This window comes from Konateibacter massiliensis (assembly GCF_900184995.1).
Taxonomy (GTDB): Bacteria; Bacillota; Clostridia; order Lachnospirales; family Lachnospiraceae; genus Lachnotalea; species Lachnotalea massiliensis.
In genome coordinates this window covers 876,484-898,907 of the sequence record NZ_LT860099.1, presented here as the reverse complement: position 1 = coordinate 898,907, position 22,424 = coordinate 876,484, and the positions used below count along the sequence as shown (strand labels likewise).

Sequence of the window (22,424 nt, the reverse complement as noted above, 5' to 3'; positions counted from 1 at the left end):
ACAATGCCAGAAAGTGCCAAAATGTATGCGTAACTAACACGCAACTAACAAGTAACAAACAGACGTAACTAACAAAATAAGAGGGCAGCAAAAGCGCTGAACCCTCTTATTTTTTTGCCTTATTTTATTTTTGCTATTTCCTCTTGCAGCTGTTCCATTGTCCTATGAGTGTACACCTTTTCTGTAACGTCCTCTATGGCATGCCCTACCATGAGCTTAAGCACATATTCATTAACATTAGCCTCTTTTGCTCTGGTAATAAAGGTATGGCGGGTATCGTGCGGGCGGTGGGACATTCCCAGTTTTTTATTTATCTTCGTAAATCTTCCACGGTATTTATCGTAGGTTAGATATGTGCCCTGCTGACCGTTTTCGTCATTAAAAAGGTATTCGCTACCCATTTCAACGGCTCTATTATAATTGTCCGCCACGAGCTGCCGTATTAATGGGTGGATAGGTACGCAGCGGTTACGCCCTGCGTCGGTCTTAAGACCGCCAAAGAATGTGTATTCCTCTAAGCTAATATCCTCAATTCTTAGTATAGCAAGCTCTTGAGGTCGCCAGCCAGAATATATACCGATAAGCACCATGTCCACAAACGGGAAATTTATATTATCCCAGAGGGTTTGCAGTTCTGCACTTGTATAAGGGATACGCTCTATAGTTGGCTTTCCACGCTTAATGGTATCGCAAAGCTGGGAATAGTCCTTATCAACAATTTCATATTTCATGGAATATTTATACATCATGTTAAAAAGGCTCTTTATGCGCTGTTTAGTGGAATTGCCGATTTTGGCATTTTTAATGGTTTCCTCTAAGTGGTTTGCTCTGATATCTTTCATGCGCATTTTAAAAAGAGGCTGACAATAATTATATGCACATTTCCATGTGCGCACGGCACTAGGTACTATTGTTTGAAAATGATTTTCAGACCAGCGGTCATATACCTCTGCAAAGGTAATACTATCAGTCTTTATATCATATGGATTTTCATTGTAATTTACTAAAGCAGACAGAGCCTCTGGGCGTGTGGGAAAATACCCAATGGTAATATAAAGCTGCTTATCTTTCTTTGTTGCTTCGTCAGTTTCCCAGCCTACAGTTTTTCTGGCTATCCAAGGATTGCGACGCTTGCCAGATAGCTTGTATACGCTGCCAAAACCGTTTGGTAATTTCATATATACACCTACTTTCAAATTGCTAAAAATTACATGCAGGCATAAAAAATAAGCCTACTAAAAAAGCTAGGCTTATGCTATAATTGTACTTGCGGGGTACTTATAGATTTAGCCTAAAGCTAAGTGTTAATAAGTGTCTGATAGCCGTTCTTGTTGCGAGCAGGGGCGGCTATATTTATTTCTTAAATTGCTTTTAAACGAACCGTAACGACAGCACCGTAACTAATCGGCTTGTTAACCTCATTGCGCCCGCCGCCATATACCTTAATGTTACTAAGAGCATCAATACGGCTGTAGTTATCTGATATAAAAGCAATATGTTCCTTTGGAACACTGCCTATCTGCTCATCATTAACATATACGCCGTAAGCGGGTTGTCCCTCATATTCATAAGGGCGTAACTCTAAAAAAATATCTTTATCAAAAGGCGCATCTTTAAAATTCACAGCCCTTAAGATAGTTTGTCTGCTTTTTCTTCCGTTTTTGAATGTAACGCCTGCAACTTTAAATTCAAAAAAATCATATGCCTGTTTATCTGGCTGCAAATCGGTGCTAGGATTAATGGGAGCTGCCGCCGACTTGTCTTTTTTGCTAGAATGCGACCTATAACCAAGAACCCCCAAAACAACCGCAATAATGATGCAGCCTATAGCGCCAGAAGTATTTCCAGATGAAAAACCAGAAAATGAAGATATAAAAAATAAAGCTGCCAGCGCATAAAACGTTATTGTTTTTTTACTCATATAAATACCTTTCTTTTGTAGGTTAAAGCTATTTCCTTTTCTTTCTTTTTGAAGTACCAGTTCTATAACCGATACCCTTATAGCCAAAAGAAAAGCTAATACCGTTTTTGCCAATGTTCATGCGAACACCGGGCAATATTTTGAAGCTCTTACGAAACGTGAACCCCATAACAACACCAACCTTTCATAAAAAAATACCAATAAATACCATAATGTGTAAAATTTACCACAGTATATAATTTTCATATCACACTTACGAAAGAGGCAGGCGCGATATGGAAATACTACTATGGGAGCTGCGGACTTCCAAGGGGCTAACCCTTAAGGAACTGGAAGAACGTAGCGGAGTGAGCAAAAGTGAGATTAACGCCATTGAAAATGCCAAGGTTTCCCCAAGGCTGGATACGTTAAAATTACTTGCAGATGCTTTGGGCTGCCGTATCAGTGACCTATACAGAGAATAATACATAACTTGCAACTTATCAATAAAACTGCGCCTTTTTCCTATATATAGGAATTACCAGTAAAATATATAGACAATAAGCTGTAAAACGGTATAATAACTGGTAAAGAAAGGGGGCAGCAGTTATGCAAGAGCAAAGGATAAAAGAAAAAATATACAATGCTTTAAATGGGGTTACTGATATGGAAAAACTAAAAATCATTTTACAATTCATCTTAGGGATTAAGGGCGGCTAACAAGCGGCTCTTTTTATTTTCCTGCCAAAGCATCTACAAATTTCTTTACTACTTCCCAATCTTCCTTAGAAAATTCTTTCGACAACTTCCCAAGAGCTATAAACGTATCCTTTACATAATCTGATGCTGCGGGAATCGCATTTCCCACTATGTACGCTAATTCTTCGTCTGGGGTAAGGTTGTTAAACATTTCCCCGTTGCCAGTCCGCAACCATTCTTCATTTACATTGAATTGAGTGGTAATAGATAAAATCATTCTATCGGATAATGAGTTAGTGCCACTTTCTATCCTGCTTATAGCCGCTTTGGTAACGCCCACAGTTTCGCCAAATGCTTCTTGACTTAATCCTAGATGCGTTCGTAATTCTTTTAAACGTGTATTCACAAAAAGCCTCCTTTCACAAGTATAAATATAAAATAGCACAAAAAGTAAACTTAATCAACAAAAAAATAAAAAATGTATTGACATAGTAAATTAGATTAACTATAATGTAAATGTAGTTTACTTGTACAAGCGGGGTACGAATTGAGCCGAACCAGAAAATACAACGAAAGAGAGGTAGTAATTATGATGAAAGCATATTTAGTAAGCACATTTACAGACAGCGGAAAAGTAAACGCATGGGTATACGCAGAGGGCGAGTTACCAGAAGAATATCACGCAGTACTGGCAGACGGTGGATATGCCAGCCGTGAAAACTACGATTTATATGTAGACGAGTTTAACAGTATGGACGAGGCAATAGAAAAAAGAGCCGAGGCACTTAAAGCGTAACGAAAGAGAGGGCAAACCATGAATAAGGCAAGAAGAAAGAGTTTAGAGAAAGCAAACGAGCTTTTGCAGCAGGCACTAGACATTATCAGAGAGGCGCAGGAAGAGGAACAAGAGGCTTACGACAATATGCCAGAGGGATTGCAGGAAAGCGAGAGAGGCGAGCAGATGCAGGAATATGCTGGCACTCTGGAAGAGGCAGCAGACAGCTTAGAGGATTACAGCGACCAGATACAGGAAATCATTGAGGGTTAAGAAAGGAGCGATAACATGCCATACGTAACAAGAGTTGAGAGTAGCGGGAGAAGCCAGCGCCCTAAACTGGTTCAGCAGATATGCAGCAATTTTAAGGCTGGGGACATTGCAATAACACTTGGCTATGTGGCAAGCGGAGAAGAGGCAAGCGGAGCTGACAGAATAGCGCAGTTTGACGAGTTTATCAGAAATCTTAGAAAGAATTATAGGGCAGCAAGGAAAGAGCTTAAGTATGTAGCCGTACCAGTTTACAACCTCTATACAAGCAGCAAGATTGACAGAGTGGAATTAATCGTAAATGGGCTGGGAAACGAGATAATAACACTGGAAAGAGTTGCAGAACCAGTAATAAAGCAAAGCTGCTGGAATTACGGGAAAAGCCGTATATGTAGCGTTCAGTCACACGAACACCTAAAAGAAATAGCAGAATACATGGAGAGCCAGAGGACAGGGAGATACCACATATCTAAGGACATAGCAAAAGCGGGGCGATAACCCCGCATATGCTTAAAGTTCAATGTTCGGTACGCTTTCTAATTCTTCATAGTCTATAGCGTCTGGCTCTTCGGAGTTTAGAGCGGCTTTAACAGAAAAACCGCTGCTATCAGCGTCTTTGTATTCACTGAAAGAAACGTACTGCATTTTGTCTTTGTTTAGCTCTGTAGCGAGAGCTAATAAATCTGAAACCTTAAAAACCATATCACTACCCCCTTTCATGGGGATTATACCATAAATGAAGAACATCAAACAACACAAACAAGAAAGGAGCTGACGGCATGAAGAAAAACACGATTGCAGCAGTAACGGACGTAAGAGAAGAAAAAAGCGGCTTTGATAAGTTCGCAGAGCTTATGCAGGAAGTGGCAGGACTGCCAGCAGAGCAGCAAGAGAAAGTTAGCATCTACATTCAAGGCTTTATAGCATGCAGCACAAGCAGGCAGAAACAGGCAGTATAGCAAAGGGCGGGGGCTTGCCCGCCCAAAGTAATAACGAAAGCGAGGCTTAAGAATGGCAAAGATTACAACGGTAGAGGCAGCAGCCATTATAAATGCCAGCCCACAATATGTAAGAGTGGCTATGCAGCGTGGGGTATTACCGATAGGAACGGCAGTTAAAATGTCGTCGATTTGGACTTATAACATAAGCCCTAAGCTGCTGGAAGATTATAGCGGGAAAAACATAGAAAAAGAGCTTGAAAGGCTAAGAGGGGCAACGGCGTGATTAGCTTAGAGAGCATTTACGGCGGCGGCAGCCGCCAATAAGCGGGCGTAACGCAGGAAAGTACAAACAATTCTAGGTGCGTTTGTATGAGTAATGGGGTTACTGCTGTACTGGACGCAGTACACATAGGCGGGGTGGTTCAATCCCACTCGCCCGTATTAGTAGTAGGGTGGCAACCTACACGCAGACGGCAGCAAGCTAATAGCTGCAATCTGGATACCGTGAAAAAATAGCAGCGGTCATACCAGCTAGAGAGTATGTGGACGGTCAACAGGTTTAGGCACTTTTTAATGTGAAAAGGGCAACACGGTATACATACGCCAGAGCAGGAGTGGGCGCATATGGAGAAATCAAGAGCGCCGCCAAAACGGAAGAGAGGTAAAAGAGTGGACGAAAAAACGATACAGCGAATTAAGAAGCTGCAAGCGTTGGCAGAGCGTGGCGTAGGTGGAGAAAAGACCACGGCAGCAGCAATGCTGGAAAAGCTGTTAGCAAAGAACGGCATAGAGACACTGGAAGAGCTGGAAACAGAAGAGGCAGAGTATTTTCTATTCAGTTACAAAGGAAAGCATGAGATTACGCTACTTAAGCAGTGCATGTATAAGGTTATCGGCGCAGCAGCAGGGCGGGAGTATTATAGAAGTCATGGAACACGACAGAAAATAGGTATTTACTGCACCAAAGCCCAAAAGATAGAGATAGAACTTGAATTTGAGTTTTACCGCAATGTCTTTTATGAAGAATTAGACAATTTTATGTGCGCTTTTATCCAAGCTCAAAAGATATTTCCAACAGATGCGCCACGCAGAGATATTGACATAACAGAGCTGACACCAGAGGACTTAAGCCGTATGGCAATGCAAGACGCTATAAAAAAGAGAACCAGAGCAGCCATGATAGAAAGCGCAGGCTATCAGCCTACAGAAAAGTAATGGCAGCGGAAATTATTCTACACCCTGCACACCCAGACTATTGCAAAGAGTGCATATACAATGCGCCGATAGGGTGCAAAAGCAAAGACTACAACGAAAACAGCTACAAGGTTAATTGTGTCTGGCATTACTGCAAATACAAGCGAAAGCAGCAGAAAGGGGCAGACAATGAAAGCGGATTATAGAGAGCTAAGCCCAGAACTGTTAGAGCTTGCATATAGCAGAGCGTGGAGCATTGAGAGCATGGCGGCTCATGGAGCAGGGGACAGGGGCGTAGAGTACATAGGCAGCAAAATAGCTGGACACACCGTAACGGATTATTACAAAGATACGGCGGGCGGTTGGTGGTACAAGAACAGGGCGCTTATAAATGGAGAGATTGTAAGCATGGAGCGCTACATATTCGGCAAGGAAATAGACACCATGAAAGGAAAACGTAGGAAATGGTAAAAAAAGAGGAAACAAAGCCAAACTTCCTTAAGGACATTGACAGCGCTATTAAGGAAGAGCTAACCAGTGGGGGATTAAACAATAATTCCGTTGGGCTGGCGGGAGAGCTGAAAGAAATTGAGGAAATAACAACGCTATGCGGTCTGCACTACGAGGGATACATAGCAAAGCTGGAAACACCACGACCAAGCGGAGCACTGGACGAGGTGGTAGTAGTCTTTAAGGGTAGCACTGCATTTGAGACGTGCGGCGGCGTAAAGTTTGACATACTGGCAGAATATGCCGCAGGCAGCAGGCTTTTAGTAGCAGGAAAATTGCAGACACTCAAAGACTTTGAAAGCGGTAAGGTACTGGTATTTGTACTGGCTGAATACATAGCGTTTTCTCCAAAGGCTATGCTTCAGGACGACGTAGCCATAATGGGAGAGCTGGCATATGCACCGACGCATAGAGAGACACCAAGAGGCAAACGCATTTCAGACATTATGCTTAAGGTAAAAAGTGTGCTTACGGGTGGCTGGTGCTTTATCCCTTGTATTTGTTGGCAAGAAACAGCAGACGAGGTAGCGACGTGGCAGCAGGGCGACACGGTGGAAGTGTTTGGAAGATGCCAGAGCAGAGAGTACGAAAAAGTATTACAGACGCTTTATGCAGGCGGTCAGCCCGTAGAGCATCTGACAGAGACAAGAACAGCTTATGAGGTATCAGTTAGAACGATTGAGAGAAAAGGAGAGGCAGAAAATGCAAAGTAGAACAATGTTTAACGGAAATGGTAGACCACAGATGCACGAAATCAGAATAGAGGCACACGGAACGGGCGGGGAATTAGGGCTTAAGAATATCCAGATTTTAACGGGCATGATTGAGGATTTGAAAGCCCAGAAAACACCAGAAGAGGTAGACGCTCATTTTATGATGATTTGCGGATACACTGCATGCTGCGTAAACAGCGGCTTTCTGGACGAAAAGAGCGGCGACGAGTTGATGCAGCTTACAGCAATGCTGGCAGAGAATGAAGAAAAGAGGGCAGAACACGAGAGCAAAGGGGCGAAAGCATGAGGACGGTATACATATGCAGCCCATATAGGGCAGAGAACGACATAGAGCTTACCAGAAACATAGAGTATGCGCAATCACTTACAAGACAGGCATTAAACGCAGGACTAGCGCCGATAACGCCCCATTTATACATGACACAGTGCTTAGACGAGAAAAAAGAAAAGGAACGGTTAATAGGGCTTACAGCGGGGTTAGAGCTGCTGAAAAGCTGCGATTTTGTCATAGTAGGCACAAAGTACGGAGTAAGCGAGGGAATGAGTAGGGAAATTGAGACAGCCGCAGTAATGGGGATTGCTGCTATAGATGCCCTGCACCTTGCACGCAAACTGAAATATGATGAAAGCCAGCAGGAACGGCAGGCAGTGGAATACGCCAAGCAGTGCGCCTGCAACTACTGCAAAGGCTACGCCTTACACTCATGTACTGGATACGATTGTAGAAAGCCTTACCAGAAAGCCTATGAGTATGCAAAGGGCTACTACGGCAAAAAGAAGTGAGCAAAAGGAAAAGCGCCTACGGTACTGGAATACCATAGGCGCTAAGCTATACAGCTTTATTCATCTATAAAAAAGTATAAGCTATGTATGGCAAAAAGTCAAGAAAAACAAGGGGTTTCAACCCCTCTTACCACTTGATAAAAGTATTAACTAACCGACAGGAATAACTAAAAGGAGCAATGCGGATGCCATACGTAGAAAGGATAGTAAAAGCTGGTAAAACGATAGAGGTAGAGCGTTACTTTACAAGCAGATACAAAAAGAAAGGGATTGAAAGAGGGGATAAGGTAAAGCCCACCAAGGAGCAGCAGAAAAAAATTAATACAAGGCAGGCAGAAAGAAAGCTGCGTATTTTGATGAACGCCAATTTTGAATATGGGGACTATCACTTAGAGCTGGACTACATACGCAAGAAAGGGCAGCCAGATAGAACCAAAGAGCAGATGCGGCAGGACATAGATTTATTTTTGAGAGAGGCACGAAAGGAATATAAAAAGGCTGGGTTAGAGCTTAAGTATATTCACGTAATGGAGATAGGGGAGAAAGGGGCTAGGCATCATCACTTAGTCATTAACCAGATAGACACAAAGATTTTACAAGAGTGCTGGTACAAAGCCTATGAGGGACATAACAGAGTAAAGGTATTCCCTCTGGACGATAGTGGAAACTACGCACAGCTGGCAAGCTATTTTATCAAATACACAGATAAGCACTTAAAGGACGAAAAGGGGTTACAAGGCAAGCGCTGGAATTGCAGCAAGAACCTTGTAAGACCAGAACCAGAATATAGGATTGTGACAGATAGAGAATGGTTTAAGTCAGAGGCAAGACCGATAAAAGGTTACTACGTGGATAAAGACAGCGTAAGCAAAGGAGTACATAGCCCAGAGTATTACGGATATGGGTATTTTAGATACACGTTAATAAAACTGGAAGAGAGGGGGGGATAATGTGGTAGCAGTATTTTTAATAGCCGTTGCACTGGCGGCAGTAGTGCTGCTGGCGAGTATGGCATTTTCTACAGCAGGCTGGATTATGAAAGAATTTGAAGAATGGAGAGGTTAAGAGCATGAGAAATTTTAGACTGGACGACGAAAGCGGACATCAAGAGGCATTATTTAGCTGGGCTGCCTATCAAATGCAGCGTATGCCAGAACTGGAATATTTACACCACGTACCAAATGGCGGTAAGAGAGATAAGGCAACGGCGATAGCCCTTAAGAGACAGGGCGTAAAAGCTGGCGTGCCAGATATTCATTTGCCAGTAGCAAGGGGAAAGTACCACGGGCTATACATAGAGCTTAAAGCTGGAAAGAATACAACAACAGCCAATCAGAAACGCTGGCTTAAGTTTCTGGGGCAGCAGGGATATTACATAGCAGTATGCTATTGCTGGCAAGATGCAGCTAAGCTGCTAGAAGAATATTTATTAAGCCCAGAGAGCTTAGAAAGCGAGGAAAAACATGACAAAGTGTAAAATTAATGAAAAATGCGGCTGGCAATGCGACTACTGCACGGCAGCAGAGGCAAAGAAGAAAGCCCAGAAGATGAAGCCAAGGAAAACGACAATATTCGAGGGCAAAGACGCAGAAAAGCTGGCAGCTAAGAACTTGCCGAACTTTGAAACCTATAAATGCCCTGTTTGCAATCGCAGCGTTTCTGATAGAGGTTTTATGGGTATCAGAATAAAAAATTATTGCGAGAACTGCGGGCAGGCAATGGATACAGATATAACACAAGAACAGAAAACAGAGTAACGAACAGATGCGCAAGAGGCGGCGCAGGAAAGAGAGAGGCTAAGAATGAAAACGATAAGCATTTTAAATCTTAAGGGGGGCGTAGCCAAGACCTTTACGGCAGCAAACATGGCATACGAGTTATGGCGCAGAGGCTATAAAGTCCTGCTGCTGGATAATGACAAGCAGGGAAATTTAAGTAAAGCATATGGCAGATATGATGCAGAGAACGTAGCGCCAATAACAAAGCTGCTTAGCGGAGAGTGGGAGAAGCCAGAACAACTGATAAATCACACAGCATATGAGGGTATGGATATCATAACAGCCAATATGTCGCTTTTCGGGGCTACGTGGAATTTGACAAAAGCGGAAAGTGAGAACCAGACAGAGCGGTATAAGAAATTATTAAGCGCACAAGTGCTAGGGCACGGCTGGGCGGTTGTTGATAGCCTGCCAGTAGAGCAGGCATATGACTACTGCATTATCGACAATCCCCCAGACATAGGGCTTAACGTGGTAAATGCGCTGGCAATCACAGACGAGGTTATAGTACCCGTCAAGATTGACGAGGACGCATTAGAGGGGCTGGACATTGTAACAGAGCAGATAGAGGACGCAAAAGCCCTTAACCCGTCACTAACCCTGCGGGGCGTTCTGGTAACAGTGTATCAGAACACGGACGGCGAGGCAGCGGGCGTAGAGTGGCTGGGGCAGCAGGGCAAATATGACATTTTGGGAATTATCAAATATTCCAAGAAAGTAGCGGAAAATTCATTTATGCGCAAACCGATTTATGAGTATAGCCCATGCTGCGGAGCGGCACAAAGCTATAAGAAATTTGCAACAGCGTACACAGGGAAAGAGAGGTAAAGAATATGGCTAAATTTGGTATCAATGATATTTTAAATGCAAAGAGCAAAACAGGGACAGCGGCAACCGTAGACAAATACACAGATATTTACTTAAGCCCTAACGAGGTAAAGGCTGCACCAGAGAACACGCACCAGAATTTAGAGAACATAGAAGAGCTGGCAGACAGCTTTTTACATGTAGGACAGGAGCAGCCTACAGTATTGGCAAGAGTAAACGGAGAATTTAGAATAATCGACGGACACCGCAGAAATGCTGCTAATATCTTTAATTTGGAGCGGGGGCACAAGGAATACGAAAAAGTGCTATATCGTTACAAGGATATGAGCGAGGCAATGTATGAGCTTTCCTTACTGGCGGGCAATGGATACACGCAGCCATTAACGGCTTATGAAAAGACCAGACTAGTAGAGCGCACAAAAGCGGCGCTTATCAGAGCCAAGGAAGAGGACGGCTTAGAGATACAAGGGAAAATGCGGGATTTAATCGCAGCCATGATGAATGAGAGCAGCACTAATGTAGCCAGAATGGAGAGCATTAACAATAATGCTACGCCAGAGGTAAAAGAACAGCTGAAAAATGGGAATATCGGAATTACAGCAGCTTATGAGGCTGCTAAGCTGCCACCAGAAGAGCAGGCAGCCATTGCGAACCAAGTAGCAGCAGGCGAGGACATACGAGCCAAGGAAATAGCACTTAAGGTAGCGGAGAAAACAGCAGCGAAAGCGGCAGCAGATGCCGAAGAGGCGCAGTTAGACGCAGAGAAACAGGAAGAGGAAAGCGAAAAGGAAATTGAGAAAGCAGAGCGTAAGCGCCTAGAGGCAGAGGAAAAGGCAAAGCAGGCAGAAATTGCAGCCCAGCACGCAAAGGTTATGCGGGAATGGGTAAAAGAGAGTGTAAGTGCAGCCACGAAAGCGGCAGCAGATGCCGTACTAAAGGTGTCCGAAACGGACACGCCGCAGAAAGACTGGAATAATACAGAGTGGGTAGTATTTACAGCCAGAGCAATTATGCAGCAGGCAGACAAGGTAAATGAGGACGATTTATATTTACTGCATGACATTATGATGCGCTGCCAGCACCCAGAAGAGCCAAAAGGAGCAGACGAACAGATAGAGGGGCAGCAGAGCATAACAGACTATGAAGAGGCTACGCCAGAAAGCGAGGCGACGGCATGAGGTACAGACAGTGGAAAAAGAATTATAAAAAGCGACACGGTATTAACCCACCAGACAGCATAGACAAGAGAAAGCAGCGCAAACAACAGGTAAGGGCAATTAAAGCCCTTGCCAGCATGGATATAAGCGGAACAATAAGCAGAATGGCTGAAATGTTCACAAGTGCGCTGGCGGGAGCTATGCGAACCATAGGCGGGGCGTTTGATGCAGCAGGCACAGTATGCAAGAGCGCAGCCGACAATATGCAACCGTTGGAAATTGAGGGCTGCGGGTTAAACTGGGAAGTCAAGCCCGTTGTATGCGATTATGGAGTATATGAAAGCTGCACATGGAACGGCAGCAGTGAACTTAAGTTAATCACAAACAGCCATAGCGCAGCTAAAAAGATAGTTGAAATCATGCAGCAAGACCAATTGCAGCACTATAAGGCAAATTATCCAGAAATGGTAAAGGCGGTGAAAGCCTCTAAAGACGGATACAGAGCAGGGACGGTAATTTACGACGAGCTGCCGCATCAATGGACAGATAAGGAGTGCAGCGAATGACAAATGTTTTATTGATTATCATAGTGTGCTTACTGGTGGACATTTACCAGCAACTAAAGAAAATGAACGGCAGGGGGAATAAAAACAATGAATAGCGTAGCGCTTTCTGGGAGATTAACAAAGAACCCAGAGTTAAGATATGGCGGGCAAGACGATAGCACCGCAATAGCCCGCTTTACACTGGCGGTAGACGACGGAAAAGACACGGACTTTATTAATATCAAGTGCTTTGGACGTACTGCGGAATGGGTGGATAAGTGGTTAGGAAAAGGCAATAAGGCAGAGGTTGTAGGGAAAATCAAAACAGGCAGCTACGAAAGCAGACAGAGCGGGCAAAGAGTGTATTATACAGAGGTTGTGGCAAGCAACGTAGGCTTTGGAGAAACGAAAGCAGAGGCAGAGGCACGAACAGCAGCAGGGCAGCAGATGCCAGATGCAGGCGACGAGTTTATGACAATTCCAGAGGGGCTAGAGAATGAACTACCATTCAGTTAATGGAAAAAGCAAGGAGTGAGAAAAATGCAGGCAGTAGAAGAGATTAAGGGATTTACAACAAAAATCAGAGAAGAAACAGAAAGCAAGGCGGCAGAGGGCGAAAGCTGGGTAGCACTTCCTACAAGTGATTTTGAGGACATGATAAAGAGGGCTGCCAAAACGGCAATTACGGAGCTTAAAAAGCAAGAAGAGAGAGAACGGAAAAGAGATAAGTACCACAACACATTTACGCTTATGAAATGCTATCGTGATGCTGTTTTCCATATTGAAAACGCTATAAGCGACGGCGGGCAGTTAGAGCTTGACGGCATGACAGACGAACAGCAGAGGCTATACCTACAGAGCATACGGCGCAGCAGATTTAAAACGCTTATTATGACAGCGCACATAGACAAGGCAGTAGAAGAGATAGAGCGCAGGCGAAAGGCAGCAGGCAGAGAGGTTGAGTACAAGGCGTTTGAACTGTACTTTATACAGGGCAAAGACTATGCGGACATTGCAGAGGAATTGGAAACAGGTAAGAACACACCGAGACGCTGGGTAACAGCCATCATTAATGAGCTATCGGTATTGCTTTGGGGCATTGACGAGGAAAGGAGTAAATAACATGGCAATAGATGCAGGCACAATAAGGGTAGTAGAGCAGGCGCTAGGGTATAAGTTGCACGACTGGCAGCGGGCATATCTAATAGACGAACCGATAAAGATAGACATTAGAATGACGGGGCGCATGCAGGGACACACGACAGCATACATACTTAAGCTGCTGCTGGAAGATACAGAAGCAGAACCGATAAACCTAACCAACCAGAGAGCTGTAGTAGATATCATGGATTGGTGGAGCTATTCAGATTATCACAGACGATATAGCAACGTGGGTTATGCAAGGATATTTACAGATATGCTGATAGAGATTAAGAGCATATTAAAAGAACATAACATACAGAGCAGGCGAATAGCAACGTACAAGGGAGTAACACACTATGTAAGGCGTACAGAGGTATGGTAATTAAATGGTAAAATCGTGGTGTTTACATGGGATATTCAGAGAGGTATAATGATAGCATGAAAAGAGTAGGCGATAGCTTAACCGCAGCAGCGGCAGCAGGACACCTGCTCTTTTTGTTTACATTCTTAAGCCTCCACCCAGCGCATGAAACTTAGGGCGCTGGGAACTTAAAGAGAAAGAGAGGGACAGCATGAAAGAATGGGCTAAGAGTTTTTATTTATCTGCGGCATGGGAACAAACCAGAGCCGCCTACTTAGTGTCACAAGACTATGTGTGCGAGCGTTGCGGAGAGCCTGCCAAGGTGGTGCATCATAAACGCTGGCTTTCAAGGGACACCATAAACAATCTAAACATAACGCTTAGCTGGGATAACCTAGAGGCGCTATGCCAAGATTGCCACAACAAGGAACACCACAAGCGAGAGAGGACATTACGGTATAGGTTCGACGAAACAGGGAACATAGTCCCCCCTATTGCGAAAAGAAAGTAAAGGGGACAGATACCGAGGGGGATACCCTAATTTTACCCTGCAAGGTTGCGCATGCGTGGTGTAGGGGGTGTGGTGGCAGGAAAGCGGGGTAAAGAAATGACGACAAGGAAAGAGAAAACAAAAGAACAACGGATTAAGTCAGAAAAGACCAGACTTAAAGGAATTTTCAGCGATTTAGACGAAAATAAAAAGAAGCTGGTAACGCCGCTGATAGAAAAGGCTGCTTTCATGGGAATAGAGCTTGACGACTTAGGGAAAATTATAGAGGCAGAGGGCTGGACGAGTGAGTATAAGAATGGCGAAAACCAATTCGGAACAAAGAAAAGCCCAGAGGCAGAAACCTATATAGCGCTAAGCAAAAACTATGCGGCAATCATTAAGCAGTTGACCGATTTAGTGCCGCCTGCAAAGCGGAAAAACAGTAAACTTGCTGCGCTAAAGGACGAGTAACAATGATACCCTATGCAAACTATATCTATGAGTACCATTCTAAGATTACAAGCGGCGAAATCGTAGCGGGAAAGTGGATAAAAGCAATATACAAAATCATTGTAGACGGGCTGCAAAAACAGGAGTATTTTTTTAATCCCAAAGCGGCAAATAAGGCTATTAAGTTTATAGAAAATTTTTGTCACCACAGCAAGGGGCGCAATGATTTATTGAGATTGGAACTATGGCAAAAAGCCATAGTTTCTGTTATTTTTGGCGTACAAGATGCAGAAAAAATACGTGTTTTTAGAGAAATATTTATTGTTATTGGCAGAAAAAACGGCAAAAGTTTATTTGCATCTGCAATTATTGCCTACATGGCATACATTGAGCCAGAGTACGGGCAGGAAATCTATTGCTTAGCGCCGAAACTAGACCAAGCAGCGTTAGTATACGACGGATTTTACCAAATGGTGCAGGCAGAGGACGAATTAGCAGAACTGGCGAAAAAGCGGCGCAGCGATATTTATATAGCAGAGAATAACACCGTAATAAAGCCCATTGCTTTTAACGCCAAGAAGTCTGACGGATTTAACCCGCAGTTAGTAGTATGTGACGAAATGGCAGCATGGAGCGGGGACGCAGGACTTAAGCAGTATGAAGTTATGAAATCGGCATTAGGCGCACGTACACAACCAATGATTTTGAGTATCAGCACAGCTGGATATATAAATGACAGCATATATGACGAGCTGATGAAACGTAGCACTAGCTTTTTAAAGGGCAACAGCAAAGAACGCAGGCTTTTGCCGTTCCTTTACATGATAGACGACGTGGAAAAGTGGAACGACTTAGAAGAGCTTAAAAAAGCCAACCCTAACATGGGCGTATCTGTAAAAGAAAGCTTTTTTGTTGATGAAATAGCCGTAGCAGAGGGCAGCTTAAGTAAAAAAGCAGAGTTTATGACAAAATACTGCAATATTAAGCAAAACAGCTCTATTGCATGGCTGGAATATGTGACAGTTGACAATGCGGGCGTTGAAAAGACTTTAGAGGACTTTAGAGACTGTTACGCAGTTGGCGGCATTGATTTGAGCCAGACCACGGACTTAACGGCAGCCAGTGTGGTAATTGAAAAAGGTGGCAAGCTCTATGCGTTTACTCAATTTTTCATGCCACGGGGCAGGGTGGAGTTTCTGCAAAGCACGGACGGCGTGCCATATGATATTTTCGTCAAACAAGGGCTAATAACACTAAGCGGCGAGAACTACGTAGACTACAAGGACGTTTATAACTGGTTTACAATGCTGCTTGAAACATACGGAATAAGACCACTAAAGATAGGCTACGACAGGTATAGCGCACAGTACCTCATAAACGATATGTCAAACTACGGTTTTCACATGGACGACGTTTTCCAAGGGGAAAACCTTACACCCGTCATACGGGAATTTGAGGGCATCATAAAGGACGGCAATTTTAAGATTGCTGAAAACAATTTACTAAAGACACATTTCCTAAATGTTGCGCTTAAGCACAATATGGAAACAAGAAAATTCAGACCGATAAAGATTGAGCAGCGAGCGCATATAGACGGCTTTGTATCTGTCATAGATGCAATGACGGTAAGACAGAAATGGTGGGAAGAGTGCGGGGAGCTGCTTAAAAACGCCGCATAGAAAGGAGAGTGAACGGTACGAAATTTATAGATTATTTATTCCACGGCAAACAGCTGCGAATGATAGACAGCTACTTTAAGATGCTGAATGGATATAGCCCTACGTTTACGAGCTTTAACGGCGGCGTATATGAAATGGATTTAACCAGAACGGCAGTAAATAGCTTTGCAACACATTGCAGCAAACTAAAACCAGAGATTACGGGCAGCGCCTATAAGCATCTGGAAAGAACTTTACAATTCAAACCTAATTACTTTATGGATACCGTAAAATTCATAAAAAGGGTGGCAACTATTGTAGCGGTGGAACACACCGCTTTTATTGTGCCTATAGAGGACGAATTAGGGGGGCTATGCGGCTGGTATCCGCTACGGGCGCAGCGCTGCGAGGTAGTAGAGGCAGCAGGACAGGTGTACTTACGGTATTTATTTGCTAATGGCGAACATGGGGCGATTGAATTTGAAAAGGTAGGCATAATGACTGATTTTGAATACAGTGACGACCTTTTCGGAGAGGATAATAGCACTTTAAAGCCTACCATGCAGTTAATACATACCCAGAATGAGGGGATTATAAACGCTGTCAAAAATTCTGCAAACATACGCTTTCTGGCAAAGATAGCAAATATGCTAAAGCCAGAGGACATACAAAAAGAGCGTGAGCGGTTTACGGAAGAGAACTTAAGCGCTGACAACAAAAGCGGCATGATTATTTATGACAACAAATTTTCGGAACTAAAGCAAGTGGAAAGCAAACCATACACGCCAAACGCTATGCAAATGCAGCAGATACAAGACAATGTATGTACCCATTTTGGTACAAACATGGATATACTGCAAAATAAATTTAATGAGGAAACGTGGAACGCTTATTATGAGGGGAAAATAGAACCATTTGCAATACAGCTATCGCTTGTTATGTCAAATATGACCTATACACAGCGCCAAATTGCGTGCAATAATGCGATAACGTTTAGTGCAAACCGCCTACAATATGCCTCAAACACAACAAAGCTGCAAGTAAGTACGCAGCTTTTTGACCGTGCGTTACTTAATCGCAACGGGGTAATGGATATATGGAATATGGCACATGTTGAGGACGGGGAAAAGTATTATATCCGAAAAGAATACACGGAAGTAAGCGAACTTGGAAAGAATGACAAGCCACCAATACCAGCCGTTACGCAGCAGCCACCAACGACAGAACAGCCGCCACAGGTTGAACCGCAAGCAACAGAAGAACCAGAAAAGAAAGAGGGTGTAACAGATGCCAATTAAAAAAGATAGGGAGTATAGGGCGCTGGCTGCGCCTCTCTCTGCGCAGGCAGCAACGAAAAGAATTGATACAGAGTATTACGTAGAGGGGTACGCTACAACATTTGACAATCCGTACCTACTCTATGAATTTGAGGACGGTACAAAGTTTTACGAAAGAATAGACGCACACGCATTGGACGGCGCAGACATGAGCGACGTTATTATGCAATATGACCATGAGGGCAGGGTATTCGCCAGACAATCAAATAAGACGCTTATTTTAATCCCCGACTACAAGGGGCTTTTAGTGGCAGCTGATTTAGGCAAGACCGACCTAGCAAGAGGACTTTACCAAGATATAGACGCAGGAATGATAACTAAAATGTCATGGGCGTTTACGGTGGCAGAGGAAAGCTATGATAGGACAACACGGACAAGAAACATATTGAAAATCAAAAAAGTTTATGACGTATCAGCCGTGAGCATACCAGCAAACGGAGATACTGAAATAAGCGCCCGTAGCTTTGCAAATAGGAGTTATGAAGCAGAGCGGCAGGAGCTGCTTAACAGGCGGGTGCATTTGCTAAAGATTAAAACAAGTTTATAAAACCAGAAAAGGAGAATGCAACACATGAAAACATTAAAAGAGATTGAGGAAAGACTATCCCAGATTAGAAATGAACTGAACACAAGAGCGGCGCAGCTGACAGATGCAGAAATTACAACATTGGAAACAGAGGTAACAGAGCTTACAGAACAGAGGGCAGCACTGATAGAAACGGCAGAAAAAAGAAAGAAGTTACTGGAAAGAATCGCAGCAGGCGAACCCATAGACGGCGCAGACGGCAGCGGAGAGGGTGCAGCTCCTACAGTGCTGCGTAATTTCAAAGGAGCAGACGGCAGCGGAGAGGGAGACGGCGACAAGTACGGCAGCATGAAGTACAGAAAAGCATTTATGCAGTATGTGTGTAGAGGTGCAGCGCTGCCAAAAGAGTACAGAGCTGATGCAATAAGTAGCACAACAGATGTAGGCGCAACTATTCCGACTACGGTACTGAACCAGATTGTAGAAAGACTGGAAAGTACGGGAATGATTTTGGCGCTTGTCACAAGAACTGCATATAAAGGCGGTGTTTCTATTCCTGTTTCAACCGTAAAGCCTACGGCAACATGGGTAAACGAGGGGGCAGGCAGCGACAAGCAGAAAAAGGACATTAAAAAAGACGGTATGATTACTTTTGCATACCATAAGCTGCGTTGTGCCGTTGCTGTTTCATTGGAAGTAGACACAATGGCAATCAGTGCCTTTGAAACTCTGCTTATTAACAATATCGTAGAGGCTATGACAAAGGCGATTGAACAGGCAATTATTGACGGCGACGGGGTAGGAAAGCCAAAGGGAATATTAGCAGAAACACCAGCAGAGGGGCAGGAAGTAGAAAGCGCCGCACCGTCATACAATGATTTAATTGCAGCAGAGGCAGCATTACCGCAGGCTTACGAAAATGGGGCAGTGTGGTGCATGAGTAAGAAAACGTTCATGCAGTATTACGGACTAACAGATACTAACGGGCAGCCGATTGGTAGAGTGAACTACGGCATTGCAGGAAAGCCAGAAAGAAGCCTTTTAGGCAGACCAGTAGTATGCTGCGACTACGTGAAAAGTTACGTTAAGACATTGGCAGCTGGCACGGCGTTTGGCTTTCTGTTCAACTTTAAAGACTACGTGCTTAACACTAATTATGCAATGGGCGTTAAGAAGTACGAGGATAACGAAACAGACGACATGGTAACAAAAGGTATCATGCTGGCAGACGGTAAGGTAGTTGACAAGAACAGTCTTGTAACATTGAAAAAAATTGCATCTGTATAAGTACATAAGGCAGCCGAGGGCGTGAAAGCGCTGGCTGCCAGAAAGGTGGATTGTATGGCAAAAGGATACTTAGACGTTAAGCAGCTGGAAAGCATGAAGAAAGCCGACTTGCAGGACTTAGCAAAGAAACTGGGCGTAAGTGACGTAGGAACGATAAAAGAGCTGGCGGCAAGAATTTCAGCCGTAGAGGTAGACATACCAGAGGAAAGCGAGCTTACAGAAGAGGAAAAGGAAGCAGCAGAACAGGCAGCCAAAGAAGAAACAGAACCAACGGAGCAGACCGAAGAGCAGCCGCAGACAAAAGAGCAGGAAGAGCCAGAGGAAAAGGCAGAGACGGGAAAAGTAAAAGTAAAGACAATTACCAGATACTTAGACAAACAGCTTAACGAAATTAAAGAGGCAGGGGAAGTGCTTAGAGTAAGCGCAGAACGTGCAGCAGAGCTGGTAACTGCGAAAGTTGCCGTAATTGAAGAATAAGCAGCAGGGCTATTTTACATAGTCCTGCTTGTTTCTTGAAAGAGGGTGCAGGGTATGGCAGCAAATGCCACTACATTAACAGGAAAAATGCGTGCGGCGCTGCGTATCAGCAGCACTAGCGAGAAAATCACGGAAGAAATAGAGGATTGTATAGCAGCCTGCAAAGCGGATTTAAAGAACGACGGCGTAAAAGTGATAAATGAAACCGACGAACTGATAAAAAGGGCTGTTACGCTATATTGTAAAGCTGAATTTGGCTACAACGATAAAGCGGAAAAATTCAGACAGTCATACGATACGCTTAAGATGCGACTTGCAATGTCAAAAGAGTACAACACGCTGCCAGTGTCCGAAACGGACACCGAAAGCGGGGAAAGCGAGGCGCAGAGTGGCTGAATGGGTAGATGAAATAACCCTTGTCAAAGAAAAAGAGGGCGACCAGCGGGTTAATACAAATGGTTTCGCAGAGCCAAAAGCTGAAAACAGTCGTACTGTTTTTTGCAATATGAAATCTGTAGGGTATGCAGAGTATTTTAAGAGCCAGCAGACGGGCAAAGTGGTAGAAAGAAAATGTGAAGTTCATAAGGCAGATTATGAGGGCGAGGACACGGTAGAAGTGGACGGAAAGCGTTATTTTGTCCTTAAAACTTACGACATTGACGACGACACAATAGAGCTTACACTCACAGATTTACGCCATAAAGACGAGGGGGCGTAATATGGGAGAGTTTAATACAGTTGGCTTAGAAAAAGTCATAGAGGCATTTAGTAACAGAGAGCAGGCTACAGTAAAAGCAGTACCCAAAATGCTAAAGGCTGGCGCTGATGTGCTTATAGAGGCGCAGAAAGCAGAGGCAAAAGCTATGGGAATTGAGGAAACGGCAGGCTTTGTAAATTCCATAAAAGCAACGGCGGTTAAGGGCGACGATACGGAAAAGTACGTTGACGTATACCCGCAGGGAAAAGCCAAGCACGGGAACGACAGAAAAGGAGATAAAAGCAATGTGCGTTACGCAACGATTGGCTTTGTTGCGGAGTATGGCACAAGCAGCCAGCCTGCAAGACCATATATGACCGTAGCAAATGAAAAAGCACAAAGCAAGGTATCCGCTGCGCAGCTGGAAGTATGGGAGAGTGAAACAAATGGATAGCTTAAAGGAAGTTTTAGAAAGCGCAGGATTGCCAGCACAGAGAGGCGTATACACTGGCGAGATAAAGCCACCAGCTTATTATACTTTCTTGCGGCTGTTAAAAGGTGCAGCGCTGCGAACCGACGACGCAGACAGCGGCAGCAGGGAGCTATACAGAGTAACGCTTTTTCATAAAGGCGATTTTGAGACGCAGTTAAGCAAGACGCTGGAAGTTTTGACAGCAGCAGGAATTTATATCAACAGCGTAGATGCTGAAAATTACGAAACTGAAACGGGGTACTGGATAGTACCTATCACGATTGAAATATTAAAGGAGTGACAAGACAATGACATTAGGTTTAAAAGATTTATTTTATGCCGTATGCACAGAAACCAACGGCGCAGAGACTTACGGAACACCTAAAAAAATGGCAGAGGCTATGACGGCTGACTTATCAGTAAAAACAGCAGACGGCAGCTTATACGCAGACGATACATTGAGTGAAAGCGTAACGGAATTTGCAAGCGGTACTTTAAAGCTGGGAATAAAAGACCTTACGCCAGAGGTATTAGCGGAAATGCTGGGGCAAATGGTAGACAAAAATAAGGTTGTATGGGCTGGAAAAGACGACGAGCCGCCGTATGTTGCCGTAGGCTTTAGAGCCAAGAAAACGGGCGGTAAATATCGCTACGTTTGGCTGCTTAAATGTAAATTTAAAGTGCCGTCCGAAAAGTATGAGACAAAAGGCGAAAGTATTAAATTTAACACGCCAGACGTTGAGGCAGATTTTACGACCAGAAAGAAAGACGGAAAATGGAAAGCGGACTTTGTGGGAAAAGAAACCGAGGCGGCAGCGACAACATGGTTTACAGAAGTGCCAGAACCAGCAGAGGAAATAGAGGGAGCATAAAAAGAAAGGAGATAGGCGCAGCATGGGGCTGCGCCTTATTTAATACATGAGCGCAATTAAAAACGGTGGATATTCGGTAAACCTTAAGGGGAAAGATTATGTTTTACTATTTTCCCTTAATGCCTTAGACGAGCTGCAAGACAAATTTGGCGGCTATGACAAAATTAATGAGATTTTCAATGAAAATAATAAGGACTGGGTAAAAGATACAAAGTGGTTACTTACCCTGCTTATCAATGAGGGGCTTTTATACGAGGACGAAAACGCAACATTATTAACCGAGCAGCAAGTAGGCAGGCTAATACATGTAGGTAACATGAAAGAGATACAGAGGGCTATTTATGCGTCGTTTGCAGCAGGAACGGCAGGCGATAGTGAGGCGGCAGAAACAGACAGCCAAGAGGACGACACAGAAGAGAATACCGAGGGAAACATAACAGCCGTGCAGGAAAGTTAGATACTGCACGGCTGCTTTATATTGCGACGGGGCTTTTAGGATATAGAGAGCGTGAGGCATGGAGTAAGACACCTTACCAGATT

Annotated in this window: 38 protein-coding genes; 33 read left to right on the top strand and 5 right to left on the bottom strand. The window is 44.0% G+C overall.

Translation table 11 applies throughout. From position 1 onward, the window contains the following. Positions 1-119: 119 nt before the first annotated feature. The 3 genes from CTY48_RS10030 to CTY48_RS20090 form a co-directional block, all read right to left on the bottom strand. A complete protein-coding gene (locus tag CTY48_RS10030; protein WP_099468360.1) occupies positions 120-1,178 on the bottom strand; it encodes a tyrosine-type recombinase/integrase in 1,059 nt (352 codons plus the stop codon). A gap of 182 nt (positions 1,179-1,360) precedes the next feature. Beyond that, positions 1,361-1,921, bottom strand: a complete 561-nt coding sequence (locus CTY48_RS10025; protein WP_099468359.1) for a hypothetical protein — start codon at positions 1,919-1,921, stop codon at positions 1,361-1,363. Between the two features lie 28 nt (positions 1,922-1,949). Beyond that, positions 1,950-2,042 (bottom strand): hypothetical protein, encoded by a 93-nt coding sequence (locus tag CTY48_RS20090; protein WP_408609852.1) that lies wholly within the window; start codon positions 2,040-2,042, stop codon positions 1,950-1,952. Between the two features lie 154 nt (positions 2,043-2,196). On the opposite strand from CTY48_RS20090, the gene CTY48_RS10015 reads away from it, so the two are divergent. Further along, a complete protein-coding gene (locus tag CTY48_RS10015) occupies positions 2,197-2,385 on the top strand; it encodes a helix-turn-helix domain-containing protein (protein WP_099468357.1) in 189 nt (62 codons plus the stop codon). A gap of 248 nt (positions 2,386-2,633) precedes the next feature. On the opposite strand, the gene CTY48_RS10010 is transcribed toward CTY48_RS10015, so the two are convergent. Then, the gene (locus CTY48_RS10010) at positions 2,634-3,005 is read right to left on the bottom strand and encodes a helix-turn-helix domain-containing protein (RefSeq protein WP_099468356.1); all 372 of its coding nucleotides are present in this window, start codon (positions 3,003-3,005) and stop codon (positions 2,634-2,636) included. Between the two features lie 183 nt (positions 3,006-3,188). Between CTY48_RS10010 and CTY48_RS10005 the strand changes: the two genes are divergently transcribed. Genes CTY48_RS10005 through CTY48_RS09995 form a run of 3 tightly spaced genes read left to right on the top strand, consistent with a single transcriptional unit; the run spans position 3,189 to position 4,142 of the window. Continuing rightward, on the top strand, positions 3,189-3,395 hold the full coding sequence (locus tag CTY48_RS10005) for a hypothetical protein (RefSeq protein ID WP_099468355.1): 207 nt from the start codon (positions 3,189-3,191) through the stop codon (positions 3,393-3,395). A gap of 18 nt (positions 3,396-3,413) precedes the next feature. Beyond that, positions 3,414-3,647, top strand: a complete 234-nt coding sequence (locus CTY48_RS10000) for a hypothetical protein (RefSeq protein ID WP_099468354.1) — start codon at positions 3,414-3,416, stop codon at positions 3,645-3,647. A gap of 15 nt (positions 3,648-3,662) precedes the next feature. Then, the gene (locus tag CTY48_RS09995; protein WP_099468353.1) at positions 3,663-4,142 is read left to right on the top strand and encodes a hypothetical protein; all 480 of its coding nucleotides are present in this window, start codon (positions 3,663-3,665) and stop codon (positions 4,140-4,142) included. Positions 4,143-4,154: 12 nt separating this feature from the next. Here CTY48_RS09995 and CTY48_RS09990 read toward each other — a convergent pair whose 3' ends face one another. Next, positions 4,155-4,346 carry a hypothetical protein gene (locus tag CTY48_RS09990; protein WP_099468352.1) on the bottom strand — a complete coding sequence of 64 codons (192 nt, stop codon included), beginning with the start codon at positions 4,344-4,346 and terminating at the stop codon, positions 4,155-4,157. A gap of 77 nt (positions 4,347-4,423) precedes the next feature. On the opposite strand from CTY48_RS09990, the gene CTY48_RS09985 reads away from it, so the two are divergent. From CTY48_RS09985 to CTY48_RS09840, 29 genes are all read left to right on the top strand, one after another. Beyond that, entirely contained in the window at positions 4,424-4,603 is a 180-nt protein-coding gene (locus CTY48_RS09985) for a hypothetical protein (protein WP_099468351.1), read from the top strand. A 52-nt stretch (positions 4,604-4,655) separates the two neighbouring features. Continuing rightward, positions 4,656-4,868 (top strand): hypothetical protein, encoded by a 213-nt coding sequence (locus CTY48_RS09980; RefSeq protein ID WP_099468350.1) that lies wholly within the window; start codon positions 4,656-4,658, stop codon positions 4,866-4,868. A gap of 341 nt (positions 4,869-5,209) precedes the next feature. Continuing rightward, on the top strand, positions 5,210-5,800 hold the full coding sequence (locus CTY48_RS09975) for a DUF2786 domain-containing protein (RefSeq protein ID WP_236354876.1): 591 nt from the start codon (positions 5,210-5,212) through the stop codon (positions 5,798-5,800). A 117-nt stretch (positions 5,801-5,917) separates the two neighbouring features. Continuing rightward, the gene (locus CTY48_RS09965; protein ID WP_180272697.1) at positions 5,918-6,250 is read left to right on the top strand and encodes a hypothetical protein; all 333 of its coding nucleotides are present in this window, start codon (positions 5,918-5,920) and stop codon (positions 6,248-6,250) included. After that, a complete protein-coding gene (locus tag CTY48_RS09960) occupies positions 6,244-7,002 on the top strand; it encodes a single-stranded DNA-binding protein (RefSeq protein ID WP_099468347.1) in 759 nt (252 codons plus the stop codon). The genes CTY48_RS09965 and CTY48_RS09960 overlap by 7 nt, the downstream gene beginning before the upstream one ends. Then, complete coding sequence (locus CTY48_RS09955; protein ID WP_099468346.1) at positions 6,992-7,309, top strand: hypothetical protein; 318 nt, start codon at positions 6,992-6,994, stop codon at positions 7,307-7,309. The genes CTY48_RS09960 and CTY48_RS09955 overlap by 11 nt, the downstream gene beginning before the upstream one ends. After that, positions 7,306-7,806, top strand: a complete 501-nt coding sequence (locus tag CTY48_RS09950; RefSeq protein WP_099468345.1) for a DUF7768 domain-containing protein — start codon at positions 7,306-7,308, stop codon at positions 7,804-7,806. Before CTY48_RS09955 ends, CTY48_RS09950 begins: the two co-directional genes overlap by 4 nt. A gap of 185 nt (positions 7,807-7,991) precedes the next feature. Further along, the gene (locus tag CTY48_RS09945) at positions 7,992-8,756 is read left to right on the top strand and encodes a rolling circle replication-associated protein (RefSeq protein WP_099468344.1); all 765 of its coding nucleotides are present in this window, start codon (positions 7,992-7,994) and stop codon (positions 8,754-8,756) included. A gap of 119 nt (positions 8,757-8,875) precedes the next feature. After that, positions 8,876-9,283, top strand: a complete 408-nt coding sequence (locus CTY48_RS09940; RefSeq protein ID WP_099468343.1) for a VRR-NUC domain-containing protein — start codon at positions 8,876-8,878, stop codon at positions 9,281-9,283. Beyond that, positions 9,270-9,563, top strand: coding sequence for a hypothetical protein (locus tag CTY48_RS09935; RefSeq protein ID WP_099468342.1), 294 nt, complete (start codon positions 9,270-9,272; stop codon positions 9,561-9,563). The genes CTY48_RS09940 and CTY48_RS09935 overlap by 14 nt, the downstream gene beginning before the upstream one ends. 45 nt (positions 9,564-9,608) lie before the next feature. Continuing rightward, on the top strand, positions 9,609-10,412 hold the full coding sequence (locus CTY48_RS09930) for a ParA family protein (RefSeq protein WP_099468341.1): 804 nt from the start codon (positions 9,609-9,611) through the stop codon (positions 10,410-10,412). Positions 10,413-10,417: 5 nt separating this feature from the next. Further along, entirely contained in the window at positions 10,418-11,590 is a 1,173-nt protein-coding gene (locus CTY48_RS09925) for a ParB/RepB/Spo0J family partition protein (protein WP_099468340.1), read from the top strand. Beyond that, positions 11,587-12,135, top strand: a complete 549-nt coding sequence (locus CTY48_RS09920) for a hypothetical protein (RefSeq protein WP_099468339.1) — start codon at positions 11,587-11,589, stop codon at positions 12,133-12,135. Before CTY48_RS09925 ends, CTY48_RS09920 begins: the two co-directional genes overlap by 4 nt. Before the next feature lie 87 nt (positions 12,136-12,222). Next, entirely contained in the window at positions 12,223-12,630 is a 408-nt protein-coding gene (locus CTY48_RS09915; RefSeq protein ID WP_099468338.1) for a single-stranded DNA-binding protein, read from the top strand. A gap of 24 nt (positions 12,631-12,654) precedes the next feature. Next, positions 12,655-13,236, top strand: a complete 582-nt coding sequence (locus CTY48_RS09910; protein WP_099468337.1) for a hypothetical protein — start codon at positions 12,655-12,657, stop codon at positions 13,234-13,236. A gap of 1 nt (position 13,237) precedes the next feature. Beyond that, on the top strand, positions 13,238-13,639 hold the full coding sequence (locus CTY48_RS09905; protein WP_099468336.1) for a hypothetical protein: 402 nt from the start codon (positions 13,238-13,240) through the stop codon (positions 13,637-13,639). Between the two features lie 190 nt (positions 13,640-13,829). Continuing rightward, positions 13,830-14,129, top strand: coding sequence for an HNH endonuclease (locus tag CTY48_RS09900; RefSeq protein ID WP_099468335.1), 300 nt, complete (start codon positions 13,830-13,832; stop codon positions 14,127-14,129). A gap of 72 nt (positions 14,130-14,201) precedes the next feature. Then, entirely contained in the window at positions 14,202-14,579 is a 378-nt protein-coding gene (locus tag CTY48_RS09895; protein ID WP_236354875.1) for a hypothetical protein, read from the top strand. 2 nt (positions 14,580-14,581) lie between these two features. Beyond that, positions 14,582-16,237, top strand: a complete 1,656-nt coding sequence (locus CTY48_RS09890) for a terminase large subunit (RefSeq protein ID WP_099468333.1) — start codon at positions 14,582-14,584, stop codon at positions 16,235-16,237. Positions 16,238-16,245: 8 nt separating this feature from the next. Then, entirely contained in the window at positions 16,246-17,514 is a 1,269-nt protein-coding gene (locus tag CTY48_RS09885) for a phage portal protein (RefSeq protein WP_236354873.1), read from the top strand. Beyond that, a complete protein-coding gene (locus CTY48_RS09880; RefSeq protein WP_099468332.1) occupies positions 17,504-18,100 on the top strand; it encodes an HK97 family phage prohead protease in 597 nt (198 codons plus the stop codon). Before CTY48_RS09885 ends, CTY48_RS09880 begins: the two co-directional genes overlap by 11 nt. 24 nt (positions 18,101-18,124) lie before the next feature. Next, positions 18,125-19,366, top strand: coding sequence for a phage major capsid protein (locus CTY48_RS09875; RefSeq protein WP_099468331.1), 1,242 nt, complete (start codon positions 18,125-18,127; stop codon positions 19,364-19,366). Positions 19,367-19,420: 54 nt separating this feature from the next. Further along, entirely contained in the window at positions 19,421-19,843 is a 423-nt protein-coding gene (locus CTY48_RS09870) for a hypothetical protein (protein WP_099468330.1), read from the top strand. A gap of 54 nt (positions 19,844-19,897) precedes the next feature. Beyond that, complete coding sequence (locus tag CTY48_RS09865) at positions 19,898-20,239, top strand: phage head-tail connector protein (protein WP_099468329.1); 342 nt, start codon at positions 19,898-19,900, stop codon at positions 20,237-20,239. After that, positions 20,232-20,561 carry a hypothetical protein gene (locus CTY48_RS09860; protein ID WP_099468328.1) on the top strand — a complete coding sequence of 110 codons (330 nt, stop codon included), beginning with the start codon at positions 20,232-20,234 and terminating at the stop codon, positions 20,559-20,561. Before CTY48_RS09865 ends, CTY48_RS09860 begins: the two co-directional genes overlap by 8 nt. 1 nt (position 20,562) lies before the next feature. Then, positions 20,563-20,994 carry an HK97-gp10 family putative phage morphogenesis protein gene (locus CTY48_RS09855; RefSeq protein ID WP_099468327.1) on the top strand — a complete coding sequence of 144 codons (432 nt, stop codon included), beginning with the start codon at positions 20,563-20,565 and terminating at the stop codon, positions 20,992-20,994. After that, entirely contained in the window at positions 20,987-21,313 is a 327-nt protein-coding gene (locus CTY48_RS09850) for a hypothetical protein (protein WP_099468326.1), read from the top strand. Before CTY48_RS09855 ends, CTY48_RS09850 begins: the two co-directional genes overlap by 8 nt. 7 nt (positions 21,314-21,320) lie before the next feature. Next, positions 21,321-21,884 carry a major tail protein gene (locus CTY48_RS09845; RefSeq protein WP_099468325.1) on the top strand — a complete coding sequence of 188 codons (564 nt, stop codon included), beginning with the start codon at positions 21,321-21,323 and terminating at the stop codon, positions 21,882-21,884. Positions 21,885-21,930: 46 nt separating this feature from the next. Continuing rightward, positions 21,931-22,341: a hypothetical protein gene (locus CTY48_RS09840; RefSeq protein ID WP_099468324.1), complete on the top strand. Its 411-nt coding sequence runs from the start codon at positions 21,931-21,933 to the stop codon at positions 22,339-22,341. Positions 22,342-22,424 lie beyond the last annotated feature (83 nt).

Excerpts from the sequence above, each read along its gene's own strand:
- CTY48_RS09960 (WP_099468347.1), top strand. The coding sequence starts at position 6,244 with ATGGTAAAAAAAGAGGAAACAAAGCCAAACTTCCTTAAGGACATTGAC.
- CTY48_RS09890 (WP_099468333.1), top strand. The coding sequence starts at position 14,582 with ATGATACCCTATGCAAACTATATCTATGAGTACCATTCTAAGATTACA.
- CTY48_RS09870 (WP_099468330.1), top strand. The coding sequence starts at position 19,421 with ATGGCAAAAGGATACTTAGACGTTAAGCAGCTGGAAAGCATGAAGAAA.
- CTY48_RS09910 (WP_099468337.1), top strand. The coding sequence starts at position 12,655 with ATGCAGGCAGTAGAAGAGATTAAGGGATTTACAACAAAAATCAGAGAA.
- CTY48_RS09905 (WP_099468336.1), top strand. The coding sequence starts at position 13,238 with ATGGCAATAGATGCAGGCACAATAAGGGTAGTAGAGCAGGCGCTAGGG.
- CTY48_RS10015 (WP_099468357.1), top strand. The coding sequence starts at position 2,197 with ATGGAAATACTACTATGGGAGCTGCGGACTTCCAAGGGGCTAACCCTT.
- CTY48_RS09915 (WP_099468338.1), top strand. The coding sequence starts at position 12,223 with ATGAATAGCGTAGCGCTTTCTGGGAGATTAACAAAGAACCCAGAGTTA.
- CTY48_RS09880 (WP_099468332.1), top strand. The coding sequence starts at position 17,504 with ATGCCAATTAAAAAAGATAGGGAGTATAGGGCGCTGGCTGCGCCTCTC.
- CTY48_RS09935 (WP_099468342.1), top strand. The coding sequence starts at position 9,270 with ATGACAAAGTGTAAAATTAATGAAAAATGCGGCTGGCAATGCGACTAC.
- CTY48_RS09900 (WP_099468335.1), top strand. The coding sequence starts at position 13,830 with ATGAAAGAATGGGCTAAGAGTTTTTATTTATCTGCGGCATGGGAACAA.
- CTY48_RS09990 (WP_099468352.1), bottom strand. The coding sequence starts at position 4,346 with ATGGTTTTTAAGGTTTCAGATTTATTAGCTCTCGCTACAGAGCTAAAC.
- CTY48_RS09865 (WP_099468329.1), top strand. The coding sequence starts at position 19,898 with ATGGCAGCAAATGCCACTACATTAACAGGAAAAATGCGTGCGGCGCTG.
- CTY48_RS10030 (WP_099468360.1), bottom strand. The coding sequence starts at position 1,178 with ATGAAATTACCAAACGGTTTTGGCAGCGTATACAAGCTATCTGGCAAG.
- CTY48_RS10005 (WP_099468355.1), top strand. The coding sequence starts at position 3,189 with ATGATGAAAGCATATTTAGTAAGCACATTTACAGACAGCGGAAAAGTA.
- CTY48_RS09985 (WP_099468351.1), top strand. The coding sequence starts at position 4,424 with ATGAAGAAAAACACGATTGCAGCAGTAACGGACGTAAGAGAAGAAAAA.
- CTY48_RS09995 (WP_099468353.1), top strand. The coding sequence starts at position 3,663 with ATGCCATACGTAACAAGAGTTGAGAGTAGCGGGAGAAGCCAGCGCCCT.
- CTY48_RS10000 (WP_099468354.1), top strand. The coding sequence starts at position 3,414 with ATGAATAAGGCAAGAAGAAAGAGTTTAGAGAAAGCAAACGAGCTTTTG.
- CTY48_RS09955 (WP_099468346.1), top strand. The coding sequence starts at position 6,992 with ATGCAAAGTAGAACAATGTTTAACGGAAATGGTAGACCACAGATGCAC.
- CTY48_RS09850 (WP_099468326.1), top strand. The coding sequence starts at position 20,987 with ATGGATAGCTTAAAGGAAGTTTTAGAAAGCGCAGGATTGCCAGCACAG.
- CTY48_RS09940 (WP_099468343.1), top strand. The coding sequence starts at position 8,876 with ATGAGAAATTTTAGACTGGACGACGAAAGCGGACATCAAGAGGCATTA.
- CTY48_RS09930 (WP_099468341.1), top strand. The coding sequence starts at position 9,609 with ATGAAAACGATAAGCATTTTAAATCTTAAGGGGGGCGTAGCCAAGACC.
- CTY48_RS09945 (WP_099468344.1), top strand. The coding sequence starts at position 7,992 with ATGCCATACGTAGAAAGGATAGTAAAAGCTGGTAAAACGATAGAGGTA.
- CTY48_RS20090 (WP_408609852.1), bottom strand. The coding sequence starts at position 2,042 with ATGAACATTGGCAAAAACGGTATTAGCTTTTCTTTTGGCTATAAGGGT.
- CTY48_RS09855 (WP_099468327.1), top strand. The coding sequence starts at position 20,563 with ATGGGAGAGTTTAATACAGTTGGCTTAGAAAAAGTCATAGAGGCATTT.
- CTY48_RS09875 (WP_099468331.1), top strand. The coding sequence starts at position 18,125 with ATGAAAACATTAAAAGAGATTGAGGAAAGACTATCCCAGATTAGAAAT.
- CTY48_RS09920 (WP_099468339.1), top strand. The coding sequence starts at position 11,587 with ATGAGGTACAGACAGTGGAAAAAGAATTATAAAAAGCGACACGGTATT.
- CTY48_RS10025 (WP_099468359.1), bottom strand. The coding sequence starts at position 1,921 with ATGAGTAAAAAAACAATAACGTTTTATGCGCTGGCAGCTTTATTTTTT.
- CTY48_RS09925 (WP_099468340.1), top strand. The coding sequence starts at position 10,418 with ATGGCTAAATTTGGTATCAATGATATTTTAAATGCAAAGAGCAAAACA.
- CTY48_RS09840 (WP_099468324.1), top strand. The coding sequence starts at position 21,931 with ATGAGCGCAATTAAAAACGGTGGATATTCGGTAAACCTTAAGGGGAAA.
- CTY48_RS09975 (WP_236354876.1), top strand. The coding sequence starts at position 5,210 with ATGGAGAAATCAAGAGCGCCGCCAAAACGGAAGAGAGGTAAAAGAGTG.
- CTY48_RS09950 (WP_099468345.1), top strand. The coding sequence starts at position 7,306 with ATGAGGACGGTATACATATGCAGCCCATATAGGGCAGAGAACGACATA.
- CTY48_RS09845 (WP_099468325.1), top strand. The coding sequence starts at position 21,321 with ATGACATTAGGTTTAAAAGATTTATTTTATGCCGTATGCACAGAAACC.
- CTY48_RS09980 (WP_099468350.1), top strand. The coding sequence starts at position 4,656 with ATGGCAAAGATTACAACGGTAGAGGCAGCAGCCATTATAAATGCCAGC.